This is a genomic window from Xanthomonas sp. CFBP 8445 (assembly GCF_025666235.1).
In the GTDB taxonomy this organism is placed as follows: domain Bacteria; phylum Pseudomonadota; class Gammaproteobacteria; order Xanthomonadales; family Xanthomonadaceae; genus Xanthomonas_A; species Xanthomonas_A indica.
Window position 1 is genome coordinate 3,249,243 of sequence record NZ_CP102594.1, and the last position, 25,284, is coordinate 3,274,526.

The following is a 25,284-nucleotide window of genomic DNA, read 5'->3' on the forward strand; positions in this document are numbered from 1 at the left end:
CCGCAGCCTGCGCGCCGGGAACGCAGCCGGCGCAAGGGCCGGCCGCAATGACCGGCGATTCTAGCCGGTGCAAGGCATTCGCGGCAGGCGCCGCGTGCCGCTCAGCGCAAGGCCGCGGAGATCGGGATGGCCGCGCGCGGGCGCTTGCGCAGCTCCTCTGTCAGGCGCTGCGCGGTGGCCAGGTAGGCCTGCGCCGCGGCCGACGCCGGCGCGGCGGCCACCACCGGGGTGCCGGCGTCGCCCTGCTCGCGGATCGCGATCGCCAGCGGCAGCGACCCCAGCAGCGGCACGCCGTACTGCTGCGCCATGCGCTGGCCGCCGCCCTCGCCGAACAGGTGCTCGACGTGGCCGCACTGGCTGCAGGTGTGCACCGCCATGTTCTCGACGATGCCCAGCACCGGCACCTCGACCTTCTCGAACATCTTCAGCGCCTTCTTCGCGTCCAGCGTGGCGATGTCCTGCGGGGTGGTGACGATCACCGCCCCGGCCACCGGGATCTTCTGCGCCAGGGTCAACTGGATGTCGCCGGTGCCCGGCGGCAGGTCGATCAGCAGGTAGTCCAGGTCGTCCCACAGGGTGTCGGCGAACAACTGGCTGAGCGCCGAGGTCGCCATGGGGCCGCGCCAGATCATCGGCGTGTCCTGGTCCACCAGCAGCCCGATCGACATCGCTTCGATACCGAACGCACGCATTGGCTCGATACTCTTGTCGTCCGGGCTGTCCGGGCGCCCGCTCAGGCCGAGCATGGCCGGCACGCTGGGGCCGTAGACATCGGCGTCCAGCACACCGACGCGCGCGCCCTGGCGCTGCAGGGCCAGGGCCAGGTTCACGGCAGTGGTGGACTTGCCCACCCCGCCCTTGCCGGAGCCGACGGCGATGACGTTGCGGATGCGCGGGTGCGGAGCGAGCTTGGGCTGGACGGCGTGGGCGGGGAGACGGGGGCGTTCGGTCATCGGGAACTCAATAAAGAAGCGTCCGGCAGCGCACGCAGAAGTGCACGGGACGAAGAGGAAACATGGACCGCGAACGGACCGCGGGCAGCGGCAGCGTCGCGGGCCGCACAGACACATGACTATACAAGTGTCTCCGTGCAGGGTCCCGCGGCGATGCGAGCGCTGGCGAATTTGCGCAAATGGCACCCGGTAGCCGCAGCGGCGCGCCATTCGCCGGGGTCGGCCATCGGGGCGGACACCGCCCCACACAGGAGCCCGATGCAGGGATGCCAGGCGGTCGACGGCACGGCCCACGCCGCCACGCCCCACGATGGCGAATCTCGCTCACCGAAATGGTGCGCCGACAACCTGACCAAGCCGTCGGCGTTGTCGATACCAGCTAATGGGGGCGGGCTCTCCCGGGCGCGTATCGCACCGACGCGAGGAAGTTCAGAAACCTGTACCTGTAACGCCCCGCAATGGTGCAAAGCAGCGCGGAATTTGTCTACACATACCCCGAAGCCCGCTGTTTACCGACGTTTCCTGCGTGTTCACGGCACTTTTCGCTTGTAGACGAAAAAAGTGACACCCACGTACAAACGGCGTTAAGTCCGTGTTACGTTTGGGTCGGTCGCAGGATGCGATCCCACTTTCAAGGCACATGTCGCGGCACGAGGCCCCTCGCCTTATCGATTGATTTTCGGGGATAGAGAAAGATGACTGCTCGTCATACTCGTAGTTTCAAGCACAGCCACCTGAGCGCCGCGCTGGCCTCCGCCATGCTTGTCCCGGCCGCGTTCGCCGCCTTCGCGCAGGACGCCACGACCGACGGCAAGACCGACAAGGCGACGGATCTGGAAAAGATCACCGTCACCGGCTCGCTGATTCCGCAGACCGAGATCGAGACCGCCACCCCGGTCACCACGATCAATGCCGAAGAGATCAAGGCGCGCGGCTTCAGCACCGTCGCCGACGTGCTGCAGAAGAGCTCGTTCGCCACCGGCGGCGTGCAGGGCGGGCAGAGCTCGGGCACCTTCACCCAGGGCGCGAAGACGGTGAGCCTGTTCGGCCTGCCGCCGGGCTACGTGAAGTACCTGATCGACGGCCGTCCGATGTCGAACTACCCGGCGCTGTACAACGGCAGCGATACGTTCAACAACATCAGCGGCATTCCGATCGACCTGGTCGACCGCATCGAGATCCTGCCGGGCGGCCAGTCGTCGCTGTACGGTTCCGACGCGATCGCCGGCGTGATCAACGTCATCCTCAAGAAGAAGATGGATGGCGCGGTGTTCAGCATCCGCGGCGGCGGCTTCTCCGAGGGCGGCGGCAGCAACTTCCGCGCGACCTTCGCCGATGGCTGGACCTCGGCCGACGGTCGCACCAGCGTGCTGGGCGGCGTGCAGTACGAGGAGAAGGATCCGATCTGGGCCTACCAGCGCGACATGACCAAGCAGTTCAACACGCAGGGCTACAGCGCCCAGCTGCCGAGCCGCGACTTCCTGGTCTACAGCCCGTTCACCAGCTACAAGTTCCTCGACCCGAACGACTGCAACAACGTGTCCGGCCTGTTCGGCGGCACCATTGCCAAGCAGCAGCGCCGCGGCTTCGGCGACGAGTACTACTGCGGCTCCAAGTACACCCCGGGTTACCGCACCCTGGATGCCGGCAACAAGTCGCTGCAGGCCTACGTGCACGCCACCCACGACCTCAACGACAACGTGCAGCTGTACGGCGACGTGCTCTACAGCCACGACGAGGTCAAGTACAACTCCGGCTCCAACTACATCTGGTGGGGCACCGCCGCCGACTTCGGCTACTACTACGACCCGAACGTGGGCGACCTGCTGAACCTGCAGCGCTCGTTCGCGCCGGAAGAAATGGGCATCAACGGCATCAAGGACACGATGAGCCGCGACAAGAGCGACTCGGTGCGCGTGACCTTCGGTGCCCAGGGCCAACTCGGCCAGTCGAGCTGGGACTACGATGCCGGCGTCACCTACACCCAGTACAAGCTGGAAGAGCGCCAGTTGGTCCGCTACAAGAACGCGATCGACCAGTTCTTCGTGAACCGCGTGCTGGGCCCGCAGCTCGGCCTGGATCCGCTGTACGACACCTACCCCGTGTACTCGCCGAACTACGCGGCGTTCTACTCGCCGATCAGCCAGGCGGACTTCGCCAGCTTCACCGGCCAGGCCACCAACAAGAGCAAGACCTCCGACGGCATGATTCGCCTGCAGGCCACCAACGCCAAGCTGTTCAGCCTGCCCGGCGGCGACGCCGGCCTGGCCGTGGTCGGCGAGTACGGCAAGCAGAAGTGGGACTACGATCCGGATCCGGTGATCCTCAACGGCGAAGTCTGGGGCTTGACCTCGGTGGCCGGCGGCGGCCAGCGTGACCGCTACGCGCTGACCTCGGAACTGCGCATGCCGGTGTTCGATCCGCTGACCATCACCCTGGCCGGCCGTTACGACGCGTTCAAGGCAAGCGGCCGCACCATCGACAAGCCGACCTACAGCATCTCGCTGGAGTACCGTCCGTTCGAAACCCTGCTGCTGCGCGGCAAGTACGGCACCGCGTTCCGCGCGCCGACCCTGTCCGACCTGTACCAGGGCCAGAGCGGCTACTACAACAGCGTCATCGACTACTACCAGTGTGCGCGCCGTGGCTACCTGCCGGGCAACACCGACAACTGCCCGGCGGCCTACTCCAGCCGTCAGTTCCGCGGTACGCAGTCCGGCAACCTGGACCTGAAGCCGATCAACGCCGATGTGTGGAGCGCCGGCTTCGTGTGGTCGCCGGTGGACCGCATGGCACTGACCGTCGACTACCTCAACTGGGACATCAGCGATGAGGTCACCCAGCAGAGCGCCAATGGTCTGAGCCTGCAGGACTACCGCTGCCGCGCCGGCATTGACGATGCCGCTTCGGCGCTGTGCCAGGCCACGTTCTCGCAGGTCACCCGCAACGCGGCCGGCCAGATCACCAATATCTACACGCCGAAGGTCAACGTCTCCAACCAGAAGCTGGAAGCGGTCACCGCCTCGTTCCGCTATGGCTACGACTTCGGCCGCTGGGGTGACCTGAGCACCATCGCCAGCTACAGCGAGAACCTGCGCCACAAGTACGTGCGCTATGCGGGCGACCAGCCGGTGGACCTGCTGAACGATCCGTACTGGAGCACCGACCCGAAGCGCAAGGCCGACGCGTCGCTGACCTGGGACATCGGCAAGTTCTCGACCACCTGGTACGCGAGCTGGTTCGACAAGACCCCGAACTACGCCGCCACGATCAGCGCCGACGGCTACGCCGCTCCGCGCGCCGGCAAGCTGCCGTCGCACATCACCCACAACGCCAGCGTGACCTACAAGGCGTTCGAGGGCATGGAGCTGTCGCTGATGGTGACCAACGTGTTCAACAAGATGCCGCCGTTCGACGCCTCCTACCCGGGCAGCGCGCAGTGGGCGTACAACGAATACAACTTCGATGTGTACGGCCGTGCGTACTACCTGGAAATGCGTTACTCGTTCGGCAAGTAAGAACGCGCGCAGGCAACGAAGAAACCCACCCGCAAGGGTGGGTTTTTTTATGCCCCGCAGTCGTGGCCCGCTCGGCGATGCCGGCAGTCACGGGGCCTGCCGGTCTACGCATCAGACATCTCCTGCCAGACGCGCGCGATGTGCGCACGACAGCGTTTCGACACCGGGGCCGCTGGCGCCGGCAGCCCATGCTGTAATCGCGCCCAGCACATCCGTCGTCACCGACACGTCCATCTCGTCGACGCAGTCGGTGCCGCACCACGTCCCATGGAGATACCCAACATGCCGCGTCGCGACTTCGACCCCGCCACCTTCGCCGCGGACGGACGGCCGGCGACGCAGGCACGGCTGTTCGACCCGGACATGCCGCCGCCCTGGCACGGCGTCGTCGCCGGTGCCGCCCTGGGCGGCGCAGTCACCGTGCTGACCTACGGTACCGAGGCGATCGGCGACGGTCCGCCGCTCCATGTCCATCCGTACGACGAAACCTTCGTGGTGCTGGTTGGACCTGAGCGGTTCTTCGTCGGCGACGGGACGCTCGAGGCGGCGGCTGGCGACGTGGTCTTCGGCCCAGCCGGCGTGCCGCACCGATTCGAGAACCTGGGACCGGGCCGCCTGCAGACGATGGACATCCATCATTCGCCGACCTGGATCCAGACCGATCTGGACTAGGCGGGGCCAGGCGCGCGCAGTGCGGCAGCGTCGCCGCGCTCAACAACGCCACGCAGACAAGTAGGTAGCGCTCCCTGCGTCGCACCTGGCCTGAAGCACGTGCAAGGGCGCGCGTCGGATACGACAGCGACCGATGGCGGATCGGTGGAGACCGGCCGCGTGGCCGGCCCAGCGGTTACGGATAGAACGCCGACAACAGCGCCTTGAGCTCGTCCAGATCCTCGCCATAACGCTGCCAACGCCCCATGTAGGAACGCGTCATCGACGTGCGCACCTGCACCACGCTGGCGGTGGCCACCGGCGCCTGGTTCTGTTCGAAATGCAGGCAGGCGTCGTCCCAGGGCAGGCCGCAGAAGTCCAGCAGGCGGCGCGTGGTCGGCTCCTGCGCGGTCACCAGGTCCTCGTAGTCGACCTGCAGGATGCGCTGCGGCAGCACCGCGTTCCAGCGCGCCATCAGCCGGTCGAACCTCAGGAAGTAGCGGCCGACGTCCATCAGGTCGAAGGAATAGTCGTAGTACGGCGAGGACAGCGCGAACAACTGGCGGAAGTTGCTCAGGCAGGTATCCATCGGATCGCGCCGCAGGCACACGATCTTCGCCTTCGGCAGCGCGCGCGCGATGTGGCCGGCGTAGAGGAAGTTGTGCGGTAGCTTGTCCACAAAGCGCGGCTTCAGCGCGGTGCCGGGGCGCGTGGATTCGACATAGCCGCGGCCGAGCGCGCGCCAGTCCAGCCCCTGCACCTGGCTCAGCGTGGCGACGTCGAGGATCTCCGGCGACGGCGTACCGGTCAGGCGCTTGAGCACCACCGAGAAGTTCTGCAGCTCGCCCGCCGAATGCACCTGCGGATGGCTGGACAGGATCCGGTCCACCAGCGTGGTGCCGCTGCGCGGCATGCCGATCACGAAGATCGGTTCCTCGCTCTCGAAGCCCGCCACCGGCACATCGTCGGCGCAGAAGCTGCGCTCCAGCGCATCGAACAGGCGCGCATCGCGCTCGGAGGTGTAGCCGCGCGCCCGCTTGTGCACCGACTTGCCCTGCACGTAGCCGCGGAACGCCGCGCGGTAATCGCCGAGATCCTCGTGCTCCTTGGCCAGTGCCAGGTTCAGGTGCAGCACCGCGTTCGGATCGTCGCCGGCCGACGCCAGCGCGGCCTCGAGCAACGCCAGATTGTTCTCTTCCGGCGTCCACTTGCGCAGCTGCGACAGCGACAGATACACCTTCCAGTAGCGCGGCTCCAGCGCCAGGCAGGCGCGGTACTCGGCCTCGGCCTCCTGCAGCCGCCCGGAGAACAACAGCGAGGTCCCCAGGTTGTAGCGGAAGCTGGCCTGCTGCGGCGCCGCCTGCACCGCACGCGTGAACGCCTGCAGCGACGCGGCATGTTCGTTGACCTGGCTGTAGACCACACCCAGCGTGTCCAGGGTATGCGCGTCCGTGGGCTGCAGCGCCATCGCATGATCGGCGAAACGGTGCGCATCCTGCAGGAACCGCCCCATCGCCAGCACCCGTGCCAGTTGCGCCGCGTAGTCGGCGCGTTCGGGATTCAGGGTCGCCGCCTGGTGCAGATGCATGGCCGCGACCTGCATCTGCTGCAGCTCCAGCGCCGCCACGCCGGCGACGAAATGCACGCCCGCATGCTGCGGCGAGGCCTGCAGCAGATGTTGCGCGATCCGCTGCGCCTGCGGCCAGTCGCTGCGGTTGAGCGCGGCGATGGCCTGGTTGTAGAGCTGAACCTGTTCGCTCATGGATGCGCCCGATCTCCCCTGGAAGGCTGGCCGCGGCGGCATGCAGGCACGCGGCGGTCACCGATTATGACTGCAGTGCAGCATGCGCGTGCACGCCGCGGGTGTCTGCTGCCCGTGGCTGACGCGTGCGCCACGTTGGGCGAAGGCGTTGCGAAACGACACTCGCCTGGAGGGAAGCGCCGCGACAAGGAGTTGTGTCAGCCCTGACCCCAGCGAGCAGCCGCTGAGGCCGCTCCTACAGCAGGCCCGCTTCAAAACCATGTCATGTAACGGAAATTTTTCGTTACTTTTCCGATTCGTTCATGCTACGGTCACGAAACGTGAAACGGACCTCACACTCTCTACACGTACCTGTCCAGGAAGGGACCCGGGTACTGCACATGCACCTAGGGGAAATTTGTCAATGTCAGTCAAAGCACCGACTCCCAAGCGGAGTCTTCTGGTCGTTGCTGTGTCCGCCATTCTGGCCCTGCCCGCGGCATCGGCGCTGGCGCAAAGCCAGAACCCGAGCGAGGAATCGGAAACGGAACAACTGACCGAGGCCACCGGCGCCAAGGCGCATACCCTGGAGAAGGTGACCGTGACCGGTTCGCGCATCCAGCGCACCGAGGTCGAGGGTCCCTCCCCCGTCACCATCATCTCCGCCACCCAGATCGAGCGCGAAGGCTTCAACACCGTCTTCGACGCGCTGAGCACCCTCACCCAGGCCTCCGGCTCCACCCAGAACGAGCTGTTCCAGGGCGGCTTCACTCCCAATGCCAGCGTGATCAACCTGCGCGGTCTTGGCCCCGGCCGCACCCTGCTGCTGATCAACGGCCGCCGCGCCGCGGACTACCCGCTGCCGTACAACGGCCAGAGCAACTTCGCCAACTTCGGCAACATCCCGGCCGCGGCAGTCGATCGCATCGAGGTCCTCGCCGGCGGCGCCTCGGCCATCTACGGCTCCGACGCGGTCGCTGGCGTGGTCAACGTCATCCTCAAGACCAATTACGAGGGCGACCTGGTCAAGCTGCGCGGCAGCACGCTGACCCGCGGCGGCGGCGACACCGGCGACTTCCAGTGGATCGGCGGCAAGACCGGCGACCGCTGGAGCCTGACCTACGCCTTCGAATACACCGCCGGCGAGCCGCTGTACGGCTACCAGCGCGACTTCATGGATTCGGCGCTGGACAATCCGTTACCGCCGGACTTCGTCGGCATCCAGCCGACCGGCACCATGCGCGTGCGCCGCCGCACCGGCTCGACCGCCAACTCCTATTTCGCGCCGCCGGCCGGCGCGTGCGAACAGTTGGGCGACGAGTGGGTGCGCTGGAACTACCGCACCGCCAGCACCGCCGGCGCCATCACCAACCTCGGCCAGGCCTGCGGCAGCTTCAAGGACGTGGCCTACCAGACCATCCGCAACGAGAACAACGACCTGTCCGGCTACGCCTACGGCACCTTCGATTTCGACGGCGGCCTGCAGGGCTGGGCCAGCCTGCAGGCGTGGTCCTCCGAGTCCAAGTACACCTCGGGCACGCAGTTCTGGTCCGGCCGCACCAATGGCGCGCTGTGGTTCGACCCCGGCTTCAACGCGCTGGTCGACGCGCAGCGCCTGTTCGCCCCGCAGGAAGCCGGCGGCGTCGAGCACCTGATGGCGCGCAACAAGGAGAAGTCCTACGACTTCGCCGCCGGCCTGCGCGGCAAGTGGGGCGACCGCTTCGACTGGGACCTGACCCTGTCGCGCGCCGAGTACAAGGTGAAGGTCGACCGGCCGCGCCTGGTGGCGTCGGCGGTCAACGACTATTTCCTGGGCCAGCAGTTGGGCACCCGCGTGGTGGGCGGCGTCTCCTATCCGGTGTACCGCCTGAACCAGCAGCGCTACTACAGCGCGCTGACCCCGGACCAGTTCGCGGCGCTGAGCACCACGGTCAAGACCGACGCCAACTCGCACGTCAACCAAGGCAGCTTCGTCCTCTCCGGCGACCTGTTCGAGCTGCCGGCCGGCGCGCTGGGCTTCGCCGGCATCGTCGAAGCCTCGCAGCAGGAATACAAGCTCAACGCCGACCCGCGCATCCTGCCCGACTACACCGGCGCCGACCGCCCGTACAACCTCACCGGCACCGGCGGCGGCGGCAAGCGCGACCGCTACGCGCTGGGCGTGGAGCTGTCGATTCCGATCCTCAGCTCGCTGAAGGCGCACCTGGCCGGGCGCCTGGACAAGTACGACGACGTCACCGCGGTGGACGACGCCAAGACCTGGAACGTCGGCCTGGAGTGGCGCCCCCTGGACAGCCTGCTGCTGCGCGGCTCCTACTCCACCAGCTTCCGCGCGCCCGACCTGCACTACGTGTTCGCCGATCGCAGCGGCACGTTCTCCAGCATCTTCGACACCCGTCGCTGCCTGGAAAGCGGCCGCGCCGCGGCGCAGTGCCCGACCTCGGACACCACGGTGAACTACACCGCGTACGGGGTGCGCCAGGGCACCACCGACCTGTCCGAGGAAACCGGTACGTCGTGGACCGCCGGTTTCGTGTGGGACGTGATCGACGGCCTGTCGGTCACCGCCGACTACTACGACATCCGCCTGAAGAACGTGGTGGCCGACATCACCTCCAGCTACATCCTCGACGGCGAAGCCGGCTGCGTGACCGGGCTGACCCGCAACCGCAACCCGTTCACCCTGGGTGCGCCGGGCTCGGCGTTCTGCGCCGACATGCTGTCGCGGGTGACCCGCCTCAGCGCGCCGGGCACGCCGAACGACGGCCAGATCACCGAGATCCGCCGCGGCCCGATCAACCGCGCCTTCCTCGGCACCAAGGGCATCGACGCGTCGCTGGACTATCGCCTGGATACCGACCGGCTGGGTGACTTTCGCTTCCAGGTGGGCTACTCGCACACCCTCGAGCAGAAGTCGGCCGAGTTCAAGGGCGACCCGGTGCTCGACTACCGCGACGACCTGAGCAACTTCGACTTCCGCAGCCGCATCCGCACCACCGCGACCTGGCAGAGGAACGACTGGCAGGCGGCGGTGTTCATGCTCCGCTACGGCAGCCTGCCGAACTGGCAGGAGACCGGCCGCATCGCGCCGTACTTCATCTGGAACGCCAACGTGGGCAAGAAGCTGACCGACAAGCTGACGGTCAACTTCTACGTCAACAACGTGTTCGACAAGACCCACCCGAAGGACAGCGGCTACAACACGTATCCGTACTTCTGGCGTGCCTACAGCCCGTACGGCCGCGAAGTGGCGGCGGAGTTCCAGTACCGCTTCCGCTGAGCCGCGGCACGCGCACTGGAGGTCAGCGAGAGCCCGGCATCGGGCTCTCGCTTTGTGCACTCACGCAAAAAGGATGCTCGTGAAACGACTCGTTGCTTTCTGCGCGCTGGGGCTGTGCCTGCACGGCAATGCCGCCGCGGCCGCGCCCCCGCCCATTGCGGATTTCGTCAAGCGCCCCACCTACAGTGCGGTCAAGATCTCGCCGGACGGTGAGTATCTCGCGCTGACCGTGGACCGCGGCGAACAGGACGTGCTGACCGTGCTCGGCACCCGCGACCTCAAACCGATCAAGGTCAACGTGCTGCCCGACGGCAAGAGCGTCGGCGCGTTCTACTGGACCGGCCGCAAGCGGCTGCTGTTCACCGCGGTCAAGAAGGTCGGTGCGTTCGAGCGGCCGATGGGCACCGGCGAATGGTTCGCGGTCGACGCCGACGGCGGCCAGCCGCGCACCCTGATCGAATACGGCACGCAAGGCGTCACCCAGCGCGGCAAGAGCGTGGGCCGCGAATCCTTCGCCCTGCTCGACACGCTGCGCGACGACGAGCAGAACGTGGTCATGCAGGTGCGCTATCCGCGCTCCTCGGAGGGCGCCGGCACCGAGGTGGTGCTGATCGACACGCTCAGCGGGCGGCGCAAGTCGCTGGGCCGCGCGCCCAAGGCGAACTGCTCCATTGCCCTGGACGCCGCCAAGCAGCCCGCCTTCGCCACCTGCCAGAGCGACAAGGACGACGGCACCGGCTACGACAGCCACAGCGAGGTGTACGCGCTGAAAAACGGCATGTGGGAACTGATCAATGCCAGCAAGGCCGACGGCGCGCGTCTGGACATCGCCTGGTCCACCGCCGGCGGCCGCGTCTACGCCACCCGCGACGACGGCAAGGCGCCCGGTGCGTTCGGCTACCTGGATCCGCAGAGCGGACGTTTCGTCTCGCTGTTCCAGGACGCCACCAGCGAGGTCGCGCGCACCATCACCGCCACCGACGGCTCGGACACCGCACTGGCTGTCGTCACCGAGGCCGGCGCGCCGCAGGTCAAGCTGATCGACGAGGCGCATCCGGATGCGACGCTGTACGCCAACCTGGCCGCGGCCTTTCCCGGCCAGTACGTCGATTTCGCCAGCGCCACGCGCACCGGCGACACCATCGTGGTCAGCGTGCGCAGCGACCAGAATCCGGGCGAGCTGTACCTGTACGAACGCGCCACCGGCAAGGCGCGCTTCCTGATGAAGAGCCGGCCGTGGATCGATGCGGCGAAGATGGCCACGGTCATGCCGATCCAGTTCACCGCCCGCGACGGCCTGCGCATCCACGGCTACCTCACCGTGCCGGCCGGCGCGCAGGCCAGGAACCTGCCGCTGATCGTCAACGTGCACGGCGGGCCGATGGGGCCGCGCGACAGCTGGGGCTTCCATTCCGAGGCGCAACTGTTCGCCAGCCGCGGCTACGCCACGCTGCAACTCAACTATCGCGGCTCCGGCGGCTTCGGCAAGGCGTTCATGGACCGTGCTTACGGGCAGTGGGACGGCGGCATCCTCAACGACATCGTCGACGGCACCCAATACGCGATCCAGCAGGGCCTGGTCGACAAATCGCGCATCTGCATCTACGGCGGCAGCTTCGGCGGCTACGCGGCGATGATGGCGCCGGTGCGCGCGCCGGGCCTGTTCCAGTGCGCGTTCGGCTATGTCGGCATGTACGACGCCAAGCTCCAGCTGCGGCTCAGCGACACCAGCAAGAGCGAGAGCGGCAGGCGCTATCTGCTGCGCGCCTTCGGCAGCAGCAGTGCCGAGCAGGAGCGGATGTCGCCGATCAACCACGTGCAGGCGCTGACGCTACCGATCTACCTGGCCGCCGGTGCCCGCGACGACCGCTGCCCGCCGGAGCACACCGAAGCGCTGGCCAAGGCCTTGCAGGACGCCGGGCATCCGCCCGAAGGCGTGATCGTGCAATCCGGCGAAGGCCACGGCTTCTACAAGGAAGCGCACAACCTCAACCTCTACACCAGGATGCTGGCGTTCTTCGACGCGCATCTGGGTGGTCGCGCCGCACAGGCCGGCGCATCCGCGCAGGCCGGCGCGCCCTGACCCGGCGCGCAGACAATGCCACGGCGCGCTGCACGCGCCGCGCCTTTCCTCGCCCTGGCCGCCATGCCAGGGTTTTTTTTGCCCTGCTGCCCTGCTGCCCTGCTGCCCTGCCGCCGGGTCGCCGCTCAGCCGCGCAGCAGCGCCATCGCCGCGTTGTGGCCGGGTGCGCCGGTCACGCCGCCGCCGGGATGGGTGCCGGAGCCGCACAGGAACAGGCCCGGGATCGCACCGCGGTACGCCGCCTGGCCGAGCATGGGCCGCGCACTGAACAGCTGGTTGAGGCTCAGCGCGCCGTGGAAGATGTCGCCGCCGATCAGCCCGAAGGTGCGTTCCAGGTCCAGCGGGCTCAGCACCTGCCGGCCCAGCACCGAGGCGGCGAAGCCCGGCGCGTAGCGCTCGACGGTGGCGATCATCAGATCGGCGACCTCCTCGCGGTGCGCGTCCCAGCTGCGCCCGTCCGGCAACTGCGGCGCCACGTGCTGGCAGAACAGGCTGGCCACGTGCTGGCCCGGTGGCGCCAGGCGCTCGTCCAGGGTGCTGGGAATCAGCAGTTCGACGATCGGTTCGCGCGACCAGCCGTGCGTGCGCGCGTCGTGGTAGGCGCGGTCCATGTAGTCCAGGCTCGGCGCCAGCACGATGCCGGCGGTGAGATGGTCGCCCGGCCCCGGCAGCGCGCTGAAGCTGGGCAGGCGCGACAGCGCCACGTTCATGCGGAACGTGCCCGACCCGCAACGCCAGTGCGCCATGCGCGCGCGGGTCGCGGCCGGCACGTGCGCCGGATCGAGCAGGCGTTCGTACAGCAGCTTGGGATTGACGTTGGCGACCACGCGCCGCGCCCGCAGGCGCTCGCCCTGCTCGGTGACCACGCCGACCGCACGCCCGTCCTCGACCAGGATCTCGCGCACGCCCGCATCGGTGCGGATCTGCGCGCCGGCGGCGGTCGCGGCACGCGCCATCGCCTGGGTGATCGCGCCCATGCCGCCCAGCGCATGGCCCCAGGCGCCCTTGACCCCGTTGCTCTCGCCGAACACGTGGTGCAGCAGCACGTAGGCCGATCCCGGCGTGTACGGGCTGGCGTAGTTGCCGACGATGCCGTCGAAGCCGAACAGCGCCTGCGCCGCGTCGCTCTCGAACCAGCGCTGCAGGTAGTCGGCGGCGGAGATGGTGAACAGGTCCAGCAGATCCTGGCGCAGTTCCGCGTCCAGTGCATGCAGGCGGCGGCCGAGGCGGCCGGCGCGCAGCAGTTCGGGCAGCGCCTGCAGCCAGCCGCCGTCGGTCACGTTGGGCGGTGGCTGCAGCGCCAGCGTGCGCAGCACGTCGGCGATGCCCTCCAGCCGCGCTTCGTAGGCCGGCAGGCGCGCGGCGTCGCGCGCGGAAAACTTGGCCAGTTCGGCCTGGGTGTGGCCGGCGCCGGTCAGCAGGTAGCGCCCGTCCGGCAACGGCAGGAAGTTGTTGCGCCGGCGCGGCACGATGCGCAGGCCGTGCCCGGCCAGGTCGAGATCGGCGATCACCTTGGGCTGCAGCAGCGACACCGTGTAGGACGCCACCGAGTTGCGGAACCCGGGGTGGAATTCCTCGGTCACCGCCGCGCCGCCGACCACGCCGCGCCGCTCGAGCACCGTCACCTTCCAGCCGGCCCGCGCCAGGTAGGCGGCGCAGACCAGGCCGTTGTGGCCGGCGCCCACGATCAGGGCATCGCATGGCGGTTCGCGGGTCATGGCCGCATGGTAAGCCAGCGCCGGTGAGCCCGCCGAGCGGCAGGCGGCGAGCAGTCCCACGGCCCAATGCCCGGGGCCGCCCATGACCTTCGACACCCCTGAAACCTCCCGCGGCGGCGTAGAGTCTCGCCACGGCCCGAGCGGGCCATCCTTTTATCCACGTTGGCCTGGAGCCTGCCTGTGACCCTTCGCAATCCCAAGATGCTGCTGTTGACCCTGGCCGTGAGCACCGCGCTGAGCGGCTGCGGCAAGCACGACGATGCCGCCACCGCAGCCGATGCTGCCAAGCCCGCGACCGCCGCCCCGGCCGCCGCTGCGGCGCCGGCCGAGCTCAAGCTCGACACCAGCAAGCTGCCGGCCTACAACGCGTTCAGTGTCAACGACCTCGACGCCAGCAAGAACGCCTGCGACGACTTCAACGGCTACGTCAACGGCAAGTGGCTGGCCGCCAACGAAATTCCCAAGGACCGCAGCAGCTGGGGCGCGTTCTCGATCCTGGACGAACGCTCGGTGGCCGTGCAGCACCAGCTGGCCGAACAGGCCGCCTCTGCCGCCAACCCGCAGGGCGTGGAAAAGATCGTCGGCGACTTCTGGTCCTCGGGCATGGACGAAGCCAAGATCAACGCCCAGGGCATCGAGCCGCTGAAGGCCGACCTGGCCGCGATCGACGGCCTCAAGGATGGCCCGGCGATCGCCGAATACCTGCGCCAGAGCGCGGCCAAGGGCGAGAACGGCCTGTTCGGTTTCGGCGCCGAGGCCGACTTCAAGAACTCGACGATGAACATGGCCTACGCCATGCAGGGCGGCCTGGGCTTGCCCGACCGCAGCTACTACGTCGACGCTGACAAGCAGGACAAGCTCAAGGCCTACCAGGCGCACGTGGCCAAGGTGCTGGAACTGGCCGGTGTGCCGGCCGCCGATGCGGCCAAGCAGGCGCAGGACGTGGTGGCGCTGGAAACCCGCCTGGCCAAGGTGTCCAAGTCCAGCGAGCAACTCTCGCGCGACGCCGAGCTGGCCTACAACCCGGTCACCCCGGCCGAGGCCGACAAGCTGACCCCGAACTTCCCCTGGACCAAGTTCTTCGAGTCGCAGGGCGTGGCCGTGCCGGAGAAGTTCTCGCTGGCGATCCCGGCCTTCCACCAGGAAGTGAGCAAGGCGCTGGGCGACACCGACCCGTCGGTGTGGCGTGCCTACCTGCGCTTCCACACCGTGGACAGCGCCTCGCCGTACCTGAGCGATGCCTTCGCGCAGGAAAACTTCGCCTTCTACGGCAAGGAGCTCAACGGCCAGGCCGAGATGAAGCCGCGCTGGAAGCGCGTGCTCGGCAGCATCGAGAACGGCGCCGGCGAGGCGATGGGCCAGATGTACGTCAAGGTCGCCTTCTCGGCCGACGACAAGGCCAAGATGCAGCAGTTGGTGCAGAACCTGAGCCAGGCGCTGAAGGCGCGCCTGGAGAAGCTGACCTGGATGAGCGACGAGACCAAGGCCAAGGCCCTGGAGAAGTGGAAGACCTTCACCCCGAAGATCGGTTACCCGGACAAGTGGCGCGACTACAGCAGCCTGACCACTAAGCGCGACAGCTACCTGGACAACGTGCGCGCCGCCACCGCGTTCAACTACAAGTACAACCTGAGCAAGATCGGCAAGCCGGTGGACAAGACCGAGTGGGGCATGACCCCGCAGACGGTCAACGCCTACTACAACCCGCTGCAGAACGAGATCGTGTTCCCGGCGGCGATCCTGCAGCCGCCGTTCTTCGACCCGAAGGCCGACGACGCGTTCAACTACGGCGGCATCGGCGCGGTGATCGGCCACGAGATGACCCACGGCTACGACGACCAGGGCGCGCGCTTCGGGCCCACCGGCAACTTCGAGAACTGGTGGACGCCGGCCGACGCCAAGAAGTTCTCCGCGCTCACCGGCAAGCTGGTGCAGCAGTTCGACGGCTACGAAGTCGACGGCAAGCACGTCAACGGCAAGCTGACCCTGGGCGAGAACATCGCCGACCTGGGCGGCATCACCACCGCCTACGACGCCATGAAGAAGGCCACCGAGGGCAAGGACGACCCGAAGGTCGGCGGCATGACCCGCGACCAGAACTTCTTCATCAACTGGGCCACCGTGTGGCGCACCAAGTACACCCCGCAGAACGCGATGGTGCGCCTGACCACCGACCCGCACGCCCCGGCGCAGTTCCGCGCGATCGGCGCGCCGTCGAACCTGGAGGCCTTCGCCACCGCGTTCCAGTGCAAGCCGGGCGCGCCGATGGTGCGCAGCGGCGACAAGCGCGTGGTGATCTGGTAAGCGACGGCGCTGCTGCCGTCTCGCGAAAAGGCCCGGCATGTCCGGGCCTTTTCGTTGTGTGGCTGCCGGGCACCGTCAGCGCCGGCGATGCCGACCGCCCTGCCCGGCCACCGGCACCCGTGGTCGCCGACGCCGCTCGCTGAATCCGGTCGGGAGATGGACGCGCGTCATCGCCACAGTTGCACACCGCGGCTTGTTAAACTCCGCCGACTTTAATCCTGACCGGATGCGTTCCCGATGCCCAATGCCCGTCCGCTTGCCCTCGCCGTCGCCCTCGGCCTGATCGCCCTCGCCTCGGCCGCCGATGCCGCGCCCAAGAAGAAGCGCGCCGCCACGCCCAAGGCGCCGCCGATCAGCGCCGCCTGCAGCGATTTCTACGACGACGCCAACGCCGACTGGCTGAAGCAGAACCCGGTGCCGCAGACCGGCGCGGTCACCGCGCTGGGCCAGCTCGCCGAGCGCGCGCAGCAACAGCAGCGCGACCTGCTCGACGCGTCCATGCAGTCGCCGCAGAACGCGGTGCAGAAGGCGCTGGGCGACTTCTGGGCCAGCGGCCTGGACGAGGCCGCCGTGGAAAAGGACGGCTCCAACCCGATCGCGCCGCTGCTCGGCCGCATCGATGCGATCAAGAAGGCCAAGGACGTGCCGGCCTCGATCGCCGCGCTGCACCAGATCGGCATCCCGGTCGCGTTCAACTTCGGCGCCGACGTCGACCTGAAGGCGCTGGACCGCCACATCGGCTACTTCATGCAGGGCGGCATGGGCCTGCCCGACCCGGCCTTCTACACCCGCACCGACGCCGACACCGTGGCGCTGATGGGCCGCTACCGCACCTACGTCAAGCAGATCCTGACCCTGACCGGCACCCCGGCCGACCGGCTCGAGGCCGACACCCAGTCGGTGCTGCAGATCGAGACCGCGCTGGCGCGCAGCGCCAAGTCGCTGACCGGCATCAACAACCCGTTCAACAACTACGCGCCGATCTCGACCAAGGAGTTGAACAAGCAGTACCGCAACCTGCAGCTCGACGCCTTCCTCAAGGCGCAGGGCGTCAACGACGACCTGGTGTCGATGGCCGACCCGGACATGTTCAAGCAGCTCGACGGCATGATCGTCAGCATCAAGCCCGAGCAGTGGAAGGCCTACCTGCGCTGGCGCGTGGGCGATGCGATGGCGCCGTACCTGTCCAAGAGCTTCCGCGACGCCAGCTTCGAGTTCCGCGGCCGCGTGCTGCAGGGCCAGGTCGCGCCGCCGCCGCGCTGGGCGCAGGTGCTGGACGCGATCAATGTCGCCGCCGGCCCCATGCTCGGCCGCGAGTACGTGGCCCGCTACCTGTCGGCCGACACCCGCCGCCAGGCCGAGACCATCGCCGACCAGGTGCGCGACGCGCAGATCGCCGCGGTCAAGCGCAGCACCTGGCTGAGCGAGCCGGCGCGCACCGAGGCGCAGGCCAAGCTGGCCGCGCTGAAGATCGAAGTCGGCGCACCGCGCCGCGATCTGGACTACACGCTGCAGCCGATGGGCCGCGGCAGCTTCGGCGGCAACATGCTGATCGCCTCCACCTGGCGCCACCGCGAGGAGATGAAGCGCATCGGCAAGGGCAACGCCGACCGCCGCTGGGACGTGCTGCCACAGCAGCCGGCGCTGACCTACGACATCGCCCAGAACCGCCTGATCGTCACCGCCGCGGTGCTGCAGCCGCCGGTGTACGCGGCCGGCGGCGACGCCGCGGCGCTGTACGGCGCCTACGGCGCGATGGTCGCGCACGAGTTGATCGGCGCCATCGACAACAAGGGCAGCCAGGTCGACGCGCAGGGCCAGTTGCGCAACTGGTGGACCCCGGAGGACAAGAGCGCCTGGAACGCGCTGGCCGCCCGCACCGCCGCGCAGTACGGCGCCTACGACTTCCCCGGCGTGAAGGGAGCCAAGGTCAACGGCCCGCTGACCCAGGACGAGGACCTGACCGACATCGGCAGCGTCGAGCTGGCTTGGCAGGCCTACGGGGCCGCGCAGCCGAGCGCCAGCGAGGCCGGCAAGCAGGCGTTCTACAAGGCCTGGGCCGGCCTGTGGGCGCAGCAGCTGTCGCCGAACGAAGCCGTGCAGCGGGTCACCGCCGACGTGCACGCGCCCGGCCGCTGGCGCACCAACGGCGCGCTGGCCAACCTGCCCGCCTTCGCCGCGACCTTCACCTGCAAGCCGGGTCAGCCGATGGTCCGCAGCGAGGCCGAGCAGATCCACCTGTGGCCGTGAGCCGCTGCCGGCGCTAGCCGCCGACCAGGCACGCACAGCAAGACGGCGCGGGCAACCGCGCCGTCTTGCGTTCAGGGATGGGAAAACGTGTCGTCGGCGCCTGCGCTGCGCAGGCGGCTGTCAACGCGAGGGCGCTGCGCGCGCGGCGATGCCTGCGCGCGGAGGCCGGCGTGCGCTCAGCGCACGATGCGCGGACGCGGCGGCTTGCGCTTGCCGAACGGCGGCTGGCCGCGCCAGTAGCGGATCATCAGCCAGCCGAACAGCATGCCGCCCAGATGCGCGAAATGCGCCACGCCCGGCTGCCAGCCGGTGAAGCCCATCAGCAGTTCCAGCGCGCCGAACACGATGACGAAGGTCCGCGCCTTCATCGGGATCGGCGGGAACAGCAGCACCACCCGCTGGTTCGGGAACAGCATGCCGAAGGCCAGCAGCAGGCCGAAGATGCCGCCGGAGGCGCCCAGGGTCGGATACGGCTCGTTGCCGTTGCTGAGCATCCACCAGCCGACCAGCAACTGGCACAGGCCGGCACCGACCACGCACACCAGGTAGTAGGTCAGGAAGCGCTTGTTGCCCCAGGTCTGTTCCAGCGGCCCGCCGAACATGTACAGCGCCAGCATGTTGAACAGCAGATGCGAGAAGCTGCCGTGCAGGAAGCCATAGGTCAGCAACTGCCAGAGCTGGAAGTTCTGCCCGGGCGAGAACGCATCGAAGGCGCCGATCGGCCACAGCATGAAGGGATCGAAGGTGTTCGTGCCGAGCAACATCTGCAGCAGGAACACCACGACGTTGCCGATCAGCAGCGCTTGGGTGACGGGCGGAAGTCTGGGGAACATGGTCGGGTCCGTGGCAACTGCCCCCATCATAGCCGCTCGCCGGAGACTGCACTCCAACCGACGCGGCGGCATCCGGCGCCTCGACTGCGATCGCCCCCCGGGGAACCGCCACACCCTTCTCGATAACTTCTGTAGGAGCGACTTCAGTCGCGACGAACGACACCGGCCAACCCGCAGGCTGCGCAAAGAGCGTCGGGCCTGAAGTCCCTCCCACAAGGACCAAGCCCTCTTTTCCAAGCACCATCACCAGTGCGGTGCGCCGAAGGGCGGATGGTGTTCGGGGCGCAGCCTCGTGCAGTTGAAACACCGCATGCGCTACGCGCCCGCACCCTCACCCCAACCCCCGCTCCGCGCCCCGGCCCGCGCTTGCGGCGCGGGCGCTCCAGGGCACGCGCGCCAGTGGCGCGCACGCCGTGCCTTGTCGCCCCGGAGGGAGAGGGGCTAAACCATCCGCCTGCGCCCCCCCTTTGTGAGAGCGACCGCTGCAGTTCCCCCCGGGTGCCGCTACGGCGGCCCCCACACTTCGGCATCGAGATCGCGCGCCGGCGTCGCTGCGCGCTTCACGCGTCCGCCTTGCACCACCACGCCTTCGGCGCGCAGGCGCTGGCATTGTTCGCGGTGGCCACGCGAGCCTTCGGGGAACGCGATGCGGCCGTCGCTGCGCAGCACCCGGTGCCAGGGCAGCGCGGCGTCGGTGTTGCCGCCGAGCAGGCGTGCCACCAGGCGCGCGCGCCCCGGCAACCCGGCCAGCATCGCCACCTCGCCATAGCCGCGCACCTGGCCCGGCGGGATCGCCTGGATCGTCGCCAGGATCCGCGCGTGCGCCTCGGCCGTCGTCGTGACCGACGCCGTTGCCGTCGCTGCGGGCGGCCGTCGTGGACTCATGCCGCCGGCCGCGCCCGCACCGGCCGCGACACCAGCAGCACGCCGCCCAGCACCAGCACGGTGCCGGCGATCTGCCACGGCCCCATCGCCTCGCCCAGCAGCAGCACGCTGAGCACGATGGTGGAGACCGGGCCGAGCATGCCGATCTGCGACGCCAGCGCCGAGCCGATCCGCTGCACCGCCAGCATCGTCGCCAGCACCGGCACCGCAGTGCACAGCGTGCCGTTGAGCAGCGACAGCGCGTACACGGGGGCCGGCAAGGCCAGCGCCTGCAGCGGCCGCAGCAGCAGGAACTGGGCGATGCACAGCGCGCAGGCGACCAGGCTGGCGTAGGCGGTCAGCCGCACCGCGCCGACCCGCGCCACCAATTGGCCGCTGCCGACCAGATAGGCCGCATAGGCCAGCGCGCTGCCGAACACCAGCAGGCTGCCCCAGGCGGTGCGCGCGCCGCCGATGCGCAGGTCGTGGCCGAACGCCAGCAGCACGCCCAGGTAGCTCAACGCCAGCGCCCACAGCTGGCGCCGCTGCGGCCGTCGCCGCCACAGCAGCACGCCGATCAGCAGCACCAGGGTCGGGGTGAGATAGAGGATCAGCCGCTCCAGGGTCGCGGTGATGTAGGCCAGGCCGAGGAAATCCAGGAAGCTGGCCAGGTAGTAGCCGAGCACGCCCAGCGCGACGATCCGCCAGCGGTCGCCGGGCTGCAGGGGCGGCGCGCGCCGCGCCGCCCACAGCGCCATCGCCGCGAAGCACGGCAGCGCCACCAGCATGCGCAAGGCCAGCAGGGTCACCGCATCGACACCGTAGCGGTAGCCGAGCTTGACGATGATGGCCTTGCCGGAAAACGCGATCGCGCCGCCAGCGGCGAGCAGCACCCCGCCGAGGCTGGCCTGTGTGGCGGCGGGCGCGACGCTGGCGGAGGTGCCGGGCGCGCTCATCGCGCAGCGCCGCGGCAAGGAGGAGAGAACACGTGCATGCCGCCATTCTACGGCGCGACGGCCGGCCAGCCGTCGGATCGCCGCTTTCTCTCAGCGCATCAGCACCACTTCCTCGGCCGAGGTCGGATGGATCGCCACGGTGTCCTCCAGTTGCTGCTTGGTCACGCCCAGCTTCAACGCCACCGCGAAGCCCTGCAGGATCTCGTCGGCGCCATCGCCCAGCAGGTGGACGCCGACCACGCGCTCGTCGGTGCCGACGCACACCAGCTTGAACAGGCTGCGCTGCGGCGAGTCGGCCAGCGCCTGCAGCATCGGCCGGAAGTTGCTGCGGTACACGGTCACCGCGTCGGCGCCATAGCGCTCGCGCGCCTGCTCCTCGCCCAGCCCCACCTGGCCCAGCGGCGGATGCGAAAACACCACGCTGGGCACGTTCTCGTAGTCCAGTCGCGCCTGCGGCCGGCCGCCGAACACGCGGTCCATCAGCTTGCGCCCGGCGGCGATCGCCACCGGGGTCAGGCCGACCTTGCCGGCAACGTCGCCGATCGCGTACAGCCCCGGCACGTCGGTGTTCTGGTAATCGTCCACCACGATCTCGTGCTTGTCGCCCAGGCGCACGCCCAGCGCTTCCAGGCCCAGGTCGCGGGTATTGGGGCGGCGCCCGATGGCGAAGAACACCTTGTCGACGCTGTCGCCCGGCCGTCCCTGCGCGTCGACCACGCACAGGCCCTCGCCGCTGCGGCGCAGGGCGCTGGCGCGATAGCCGAAATGCAGGCGCACGCCCTGGTGGCGAAGGTTGTCGGCGAGCTGTCGCGCCAGTTCCGCGTCGAACCGCTCCAGCAGGCGCTCGCCCTGCACGTACAGCTCCACCCGGCTGCCCAGCGCCTGCAGCAGCCCGGCCAGTTCCACCGCGATGTAGCCGCCGCCGACGATCGCCACCCGAGGCGGCGCCTCGCACAGGTTGAAGAAGTCGTCCGAGACCAGGCCCAGGTCGGCGCCTTCGATCTGCGGCCGCAACGGATGCGCGCCGGTGGCGATCACCACGTGGTTGGCGCTGACCCGCACGCCGTCGTCGCATTCGACGGTGTGCGCATCGACCAGCCGGCCGCGCCGCGGGATCAGCACCACGCCATCGGCATCCAGGCGCCGCCGGTAGCTGGCGTGGATGTTGCCGATGTAGCCCTGGCGATGCGCCACCAGTTCCGCCCACGACAGCGTGGCCTCGGGAATGGCGAAACCGACCGCACGCGCCAGGTCGATGCGCTCGACCAGGTCCGCCGCCAGCCACATCGCTTTCTTCGGCACGCAGCCGACATTGACGCAGGTGCCACCGAGCGCGCTCGGCTCCAGGATCGCCACCCGCGCGCCATGGCTGGCGGCGCGGAACGCAGTGGCCAGGCCACCGGACCCGCCGCCCAGCACCAGCAGGTCGTAATCGCGGATCGGCCCGCTCACGGCGCACGCTCGGCGCGCAGGGGGGCGGTATCGCTGGCGGGCCTGTTGCCGCCTCTCACGTCATCCATCGGCTGTCCTGTCGCATGTCTCGGTCGCCGCGGAGCATGCCATGGGCGGCCGCGCGGCAGATGTGAGGACGCCGCGGCAGCGCCTGCGCTCAGGCCACGTCGCGGCGGCGCATCGGCTGCCAGCGCAGATAGCTGGCCGAGCGCCACAGCCACTCCACCGGGCCGAAGCGGAACCGCTGCAACCACCACTGCGACACCACCACCTGCAGCGCGAACAGCGCGACCGCGAACGGGATCTGCCAGGCACGCGGCAATTGCTCGAAGTTGCCGAAGCCGTAGCCGTAGAACAGCGTGGTGCAGACCAGCGACTGCAGCAGATAGTTGCTCAGCGCCATGCGCCCGGCCGGCGCCAGCCACTGCAACGCGGGCGCGGCGCGCACCAGCCAGGCCGCATAGCCCAGCGCCATCAGGCCGCTGGCGATGCTGGCCAGCGCATAGGCACAGGTCAGGCGCAGATCCAGCCGCGCCGGGTCCATCCACGGCTCCAGCCGGAAGCTCAGCAGCATCAGCGCCAGGCCCAGCGGCAGCACGCCCCAGCGCAGCACCGCCAGCAATCGTGGGAAGCGCTGCGGTTGCGCGGCCAGGCCGCTGCGTACGCACCAGGCGCCGAGCAGGAACATGCCGAAGATACTCGGCGCATTGAACAGCAGCCCGCTCAGCGATTCGACCAGGTCGCGCGCACGTTGCGCGGTGGCCTGGACGTAACTGCCGTGGCCGAACACCTCGCGCTGCTGCGCCAGCGCCGCGGCGCTGTGCCGCGCCTGCTCGGCCATGTCGCGCTGCCACTGCGCCGCACCGTGCGGATCGGCCTGCGCCGCCGACGCCACTGCGCCGATCAGCAGCCATAGCGCCGGCGCGAACAGATACACCACCAGCGCCATCCCCGGCAGCCAGCGCGTGGGCGCCTCGCGGAACGCCAGCAGCATGAACGCCAGCAGCGCATAGCTGACCAGGATATCGCCGGACCACAGCAGCAGCGCGTGCAGCAGCCCGATCAGCAGCAGCCCCGCGCTGCGGCGCAGGAAGAACCCGCCGAACGGCCGCCGCGCGGTCTCGGCGCGCTGCGCCATCACCGCAAAGCCCATGCCGAACAGCAGCGAGAACAAGGTGTAGAACTTGCCCTGCACCAGGATGTAGACCAGTGCGTCGGCGATGCGGTCGGCGCCGCGCAGCGCCGGATCCAGGCCGGTCATCGCCGCGTCCAGCGGACCGACGAAGCCCTCGATGTTCATCAGCAGGATGCCCAGCAGGGCGAAGCCGCGCAGCACGTCCAGCATGGCGATGCGCTCGGCTGGCGCGACGGGCTGCAGCAGGGGGGCGGAGGAAGCCAAGGCGGGCACCGGGCGGAAGGCCGGCGAATGTCCCCTCGCCGCGATCAGGAGGGCCGCCGGCGTCCGCGGCGGCGCGACGGCGCCGCTGCGCGCGGCGCCAGGGCCGGCGGCACCGGCGCGACCGGCACCGCCGCCAACGCAATCAGTGGTGGTGGCCGCCGTCGCCGTGCACGTGGCCGTGCTCGATCTCTTCGGCGCTGGCCTCGCGCACGTCGACGATCTCCACGTCGAAGTGCAGGTCCTTGCCGGCCATCGGGTGGTTGAGGTCGACGTCGACCACGCTCATGCCGACCTTCTGCACGGTCACCGCGCGCGGGCCGAAGTTGGTCTGCAGCACCACCTGGCTGCCCGGCTGCAGCTTGGCCGCGCCGAAATGCTTCTTCGGCACGCGCTGGCTCAGGCCCTCGCGGTATTCGCCGTAGGCGTCCTTGGCGGCCACGTCGACGCCGAAGCTGTCGCCGGCGGCCTTGTCCAGCATCGCGTTCTCCAGGCCCGGGATGATGTTGCCGTGGCCGACCAGGATCACCAGCGGATCGCGGTCCTTGGAGCTTTCGATCGGTTCTTGACCGACTTCCGAAACGGTGTAGTGGAAACGGACGACGCGGTCTTTTTCGATCTTCATGTGCACTCTGCGCTGTGGCTGCCGGGGGCAGACGGGATGGGCGGCTTGTCGGCCGCCGGGAGCGCCGCCATCATGGCGGCCTTCTGAGGTCGCGCATTATCCCGGCTCCATGCACAACACGCCAGTTTCGCCGCGCGGCCGCCGCGCGTTCCCGTGGTGGCTTCCGCTGCTGTGCACCGCTGCGCTGGCGGCCTGCGGACGCCACGAGGTCCGCCACACCCGGCCGGCACCGGTGACGGTGCGCGAGTGGCCGCAGGTGGCGCCGGCCGACCCGGTCGCGGCCAATGCGGTGCTGATGCGCGCGCTGGGCCTGGTCGGCACGCCCTACCGCTACGGCGGCAACACCCCCGAGTCCGGGTTCGACTGCAGCGGCCTGGTCGCCTACGTCTACCGCGACATGCTCGACCTGCGGCTGCCGCGCACCTCGCGCGAACTGGCCGCGGTACAGGGCCCGCGGATCGACCCGCAGCGCCTGAGCACCGGCGACCTGGTGTTCTTCGGCAGCGCAGGAAGTGTGACGCACGTCGGAATTTACGTCGGCGAAGGCCGTTTCGTGCACGCCCCCAGCACCGGCGGAACGGTGCGCCTGGATTCGTTGGACGGGGCCTACTGGCGGGACCATTACACCGGCGCAAAACGGGTTTTGCGCTGAACTGTGAT

Annotated in this window: 16 protein-coding genes; 7 read left to right on the forward strand and 9 right to left on the reverse strand. The window is 68.9% G+C overall.

Annotation, left to right across the window (positions count from 1 at the left end; all coding sequences use genetic code 11):
- Window positions 1–101: 101 nt before the first annotated feature.
- Window positions 102–953 carry an iron-sulfur cluster carrier protein ApbC gene (gene apbC / locus NUG21_RS13825; RefSeq protein ID WP_263391165.1) on the reverse strand — a complete coding sequence of 284 codons (852 nt, stop codon included), beginning with the start codon at window positions 951–953 and terminating at the stop codon, window positions 102–104.
- Window positions 954–1,711: 758 nt separating this feature from the next.
- Here apbC and NUG21_RS13830 point away from each other — a divergent pair.
- Window positions 1,712–4,471: a TonB-dependent receptor plug domain-containing protein gene (locus tag NUG21_RS13830; RefSeq protein ID WP_160947796.1), complete on the forward strand. Its 2,760-nt coding sequence runs from the start codon at window positions 1,712–1,714 to the stop codon at window positions 4,469–4,471.
- A gap of 282 nt (window positions 4,472–4,753) precedes the next feature.
- Complete coding sequence (locus NUG21_RS13835; protein ID WP_263391166.1) at window positions 4,754–5,143, forward strand: cupin domain-containing protein; 390 nt, start codon at window positions 4,754–4,756, stop codon at window positions 5,141–5,143.
- A 175-nt stretch (window positions 5,144–5,318) separates the two neighbouring features.
- Here NUG21_RS13835 and NUG21_RS13840 read toward each other — a convergent pair whose 3' ends face one another.
- The gene (locus tag NUG21_RS13840; protein WP_019795920.1) at window positions 5,319–6,884 is read right to left on the reverse strand and encodes a tetratricopeptide repeat-containing sulfotransferase family protein; all 1,566 of its coding nucleotides are present in this window, start codon (window positions 6,882–6,884) and stop codon (window positions 5,319–5,321) included.
- 451 nt (window positions 6,885–7,335) lie between these two features.
- Here NUG21_RS13840 and NUG21_RS13845 point away from each other — a divergent pair, with 451 nt between their 5' ends.
- Window positions 7,336–10,143 carry a TonB-dependent receptor plug domain-containing protein gene (locus tag NUG21_RS13845; RefSeq protein ID WP_263391167.1) on the forward strand — a complete coding sequence of 936 codons (2,808 nt, stop codon included), beginning with the start codon at window positions 7,336–7,338 and terminating at the stop codon, window positions 10,141–10,143.
- 73 nt (window positions 10,144–10,216) lie between these two features.
- Entirely contained in the window at window positions 10,217–12,226 is a 2,010-nt protein-coding gene (locus NUG21_RS13850) for an alpha/beta hydrolase family protein (RefSeq protein WP_263391168.1), read from the forward strand.
- A gap of 125 nt (window positions 12,227–12,351) precedes the next feature.
- Here the strand turns inward: NUG21_RS13850 and NUG21_RS13855 are convergent, their stop codons facing one another.
- On the reverse strand, window positions 12,352–13,944 hold the full coding sequence (locus NUG21_RS13855) for a phytoene desaturase family protein (protein WP_263391169.1): 1,593 nt from the start codon (window positions 13,942–13,944) through the stop codon (window positions 12,352–12,354).
- Between the two features lie 201 nt (window positions 13,945–14,145).
- Between NUG21_RS13855 and NUG21_RS13860 the strand changes: the two genes are divergently transcribed.
- Both NUG21_RS13860 and NUG21_RS13865 read left to right on the forward strand, forming a co-directional pair.
- Window positions 14,146–16,248, forward strand: a complete 2,103-nt coding sequence (locus NUG21_RS13860; RefSeq protein ID WP_263393089.1) for a M13 family metallopeptidase — start codon at window positions 14,146–14,148, stop codon at window positions 16,246–16,248.
- 237 nt (window positions 16,249–16,485) lie between these two features.
- Complete coding sequence (locus NUG21_RS13865) at window positions 16,486–18,498, forward strand: M13 family metallopeptidase (RefSeq protein WP_263391170.1); 2,013 nt, start codon at window positions 16,486–16,488, stop codon at window positions 18,496–18,498.
- A 176-nt stretch (window positions 18,499–18,674) separates the two neighbouring features.
- Here the strand turns inward: NUG21_RS13865 and NUG21_RS13870 are convergent, their stop codons facing one another.
- The 6 genes from NUG21_RS13870 to NUG21_RS13895 all read right to left on the reverse strand — a co-directional run bounded on the left by NUG21_RS13870 (window position 18,675) and on the right by NUG21_RS13895 (window position 24,624).
- Window positions 18,675–19,331: a rhomboid family intramembrane serine protease gene (locus NUG21_RS13870; protein ID WP_160947785.1), complete on the reverse strand. Its 657-nt coding sequence runs from the start codon at window positions 19,329–19,331 to the stop codon at window positions 18,675–18,677.
- Between the two features lie 504 nt (window positions 19,332–19,835).
- On the reverse strand, window positions 19,836–20,216 hold the full coding sequence (locus NUG21_RS13875) for an MGMT family protein (protein ID WP_263391171.1): 381 nt from the start codon (window positions 20,214–20,216) through the stop codon (window positions 19,836–19,838).
- On the reverse strand, window positions 20,213–21,151 hold the full coding sequence (locus NUG21_RS13880; protein ID WP_160947962.1) for a DMT family transporter: 939 nt from the start codon (window positions 21,149–21,151) through the stop codon (window positions 20,213–20,215). The genes NUG21_RS13875 and NUG21_RS13880 overlap by 4 nt, the downstream gene beginning before the upstream one ends.
- 90 nt (window positions 21,152–21,241) lie before the next feature.
- Window positions 21,242–22,603 carry a glutathione-disulfide reductase gene (gene gorA / locus NUG21_RS13885; RefSeq protein ID WP_160947963.1) on the reverse strand — a complete coding sequence of 454 codons (1,362 nt, stop codon included), beginning with the start codon at window positions 22,601–22,603 and terminating at the stop codon, window positions 21,242–21,244.
- A gap of 157 nt (window positions 22,604–22,760) precedes the next feature.
- Window positions 22,761–23,948 carry a DUF418 domain-containing protein gene (locus NUG21_RS13890; protein WP_263393090.1) on the reverse strand — a complete coding sequence of 396 codons (1,188 nt, stop codon included), beginning with the start codon at window positions 23,946–23,948 and terminating at the stop codon, window positions 22,761–22,763.
- Window positions 23,949–24,144: 196 nt separating this feature from the next.
- The gene (locus NUG21_RS13895; RefSeq protein ID WP_160947964.1) at window positions 24,145–24,624 is read right to left on the reverse strand and encodes an FKBP-type peptidyl-prolyl cis-trans isomerase; all 480 of its coding nucleotides are present in this window, start codon (window positions 24,622–24,624) and stop codon (window positions 24,145–24,147) included.
- Window positions 24,625–24,733: 109 nt separating this feature from the next.
- Here NUG21_RS13895 and NUG21_RS13900 point away from each other — a divergent pair, with 109 nt between their 5' ends.
- Window positions 24,734–25,276 (forward strand): C40 family peptidase, encoded by a 543-nt coding sequence (locus NUG21_RS13900; RefSeq protein ID WP_160947965.1) that lies wholly within the window; start codon window positions 24,734–24,736, stop codon window positions 25,274–25,276.
- The last annotated feature ends 8 nt before the right edge of the window (window positions 25,277–25,284 follow it).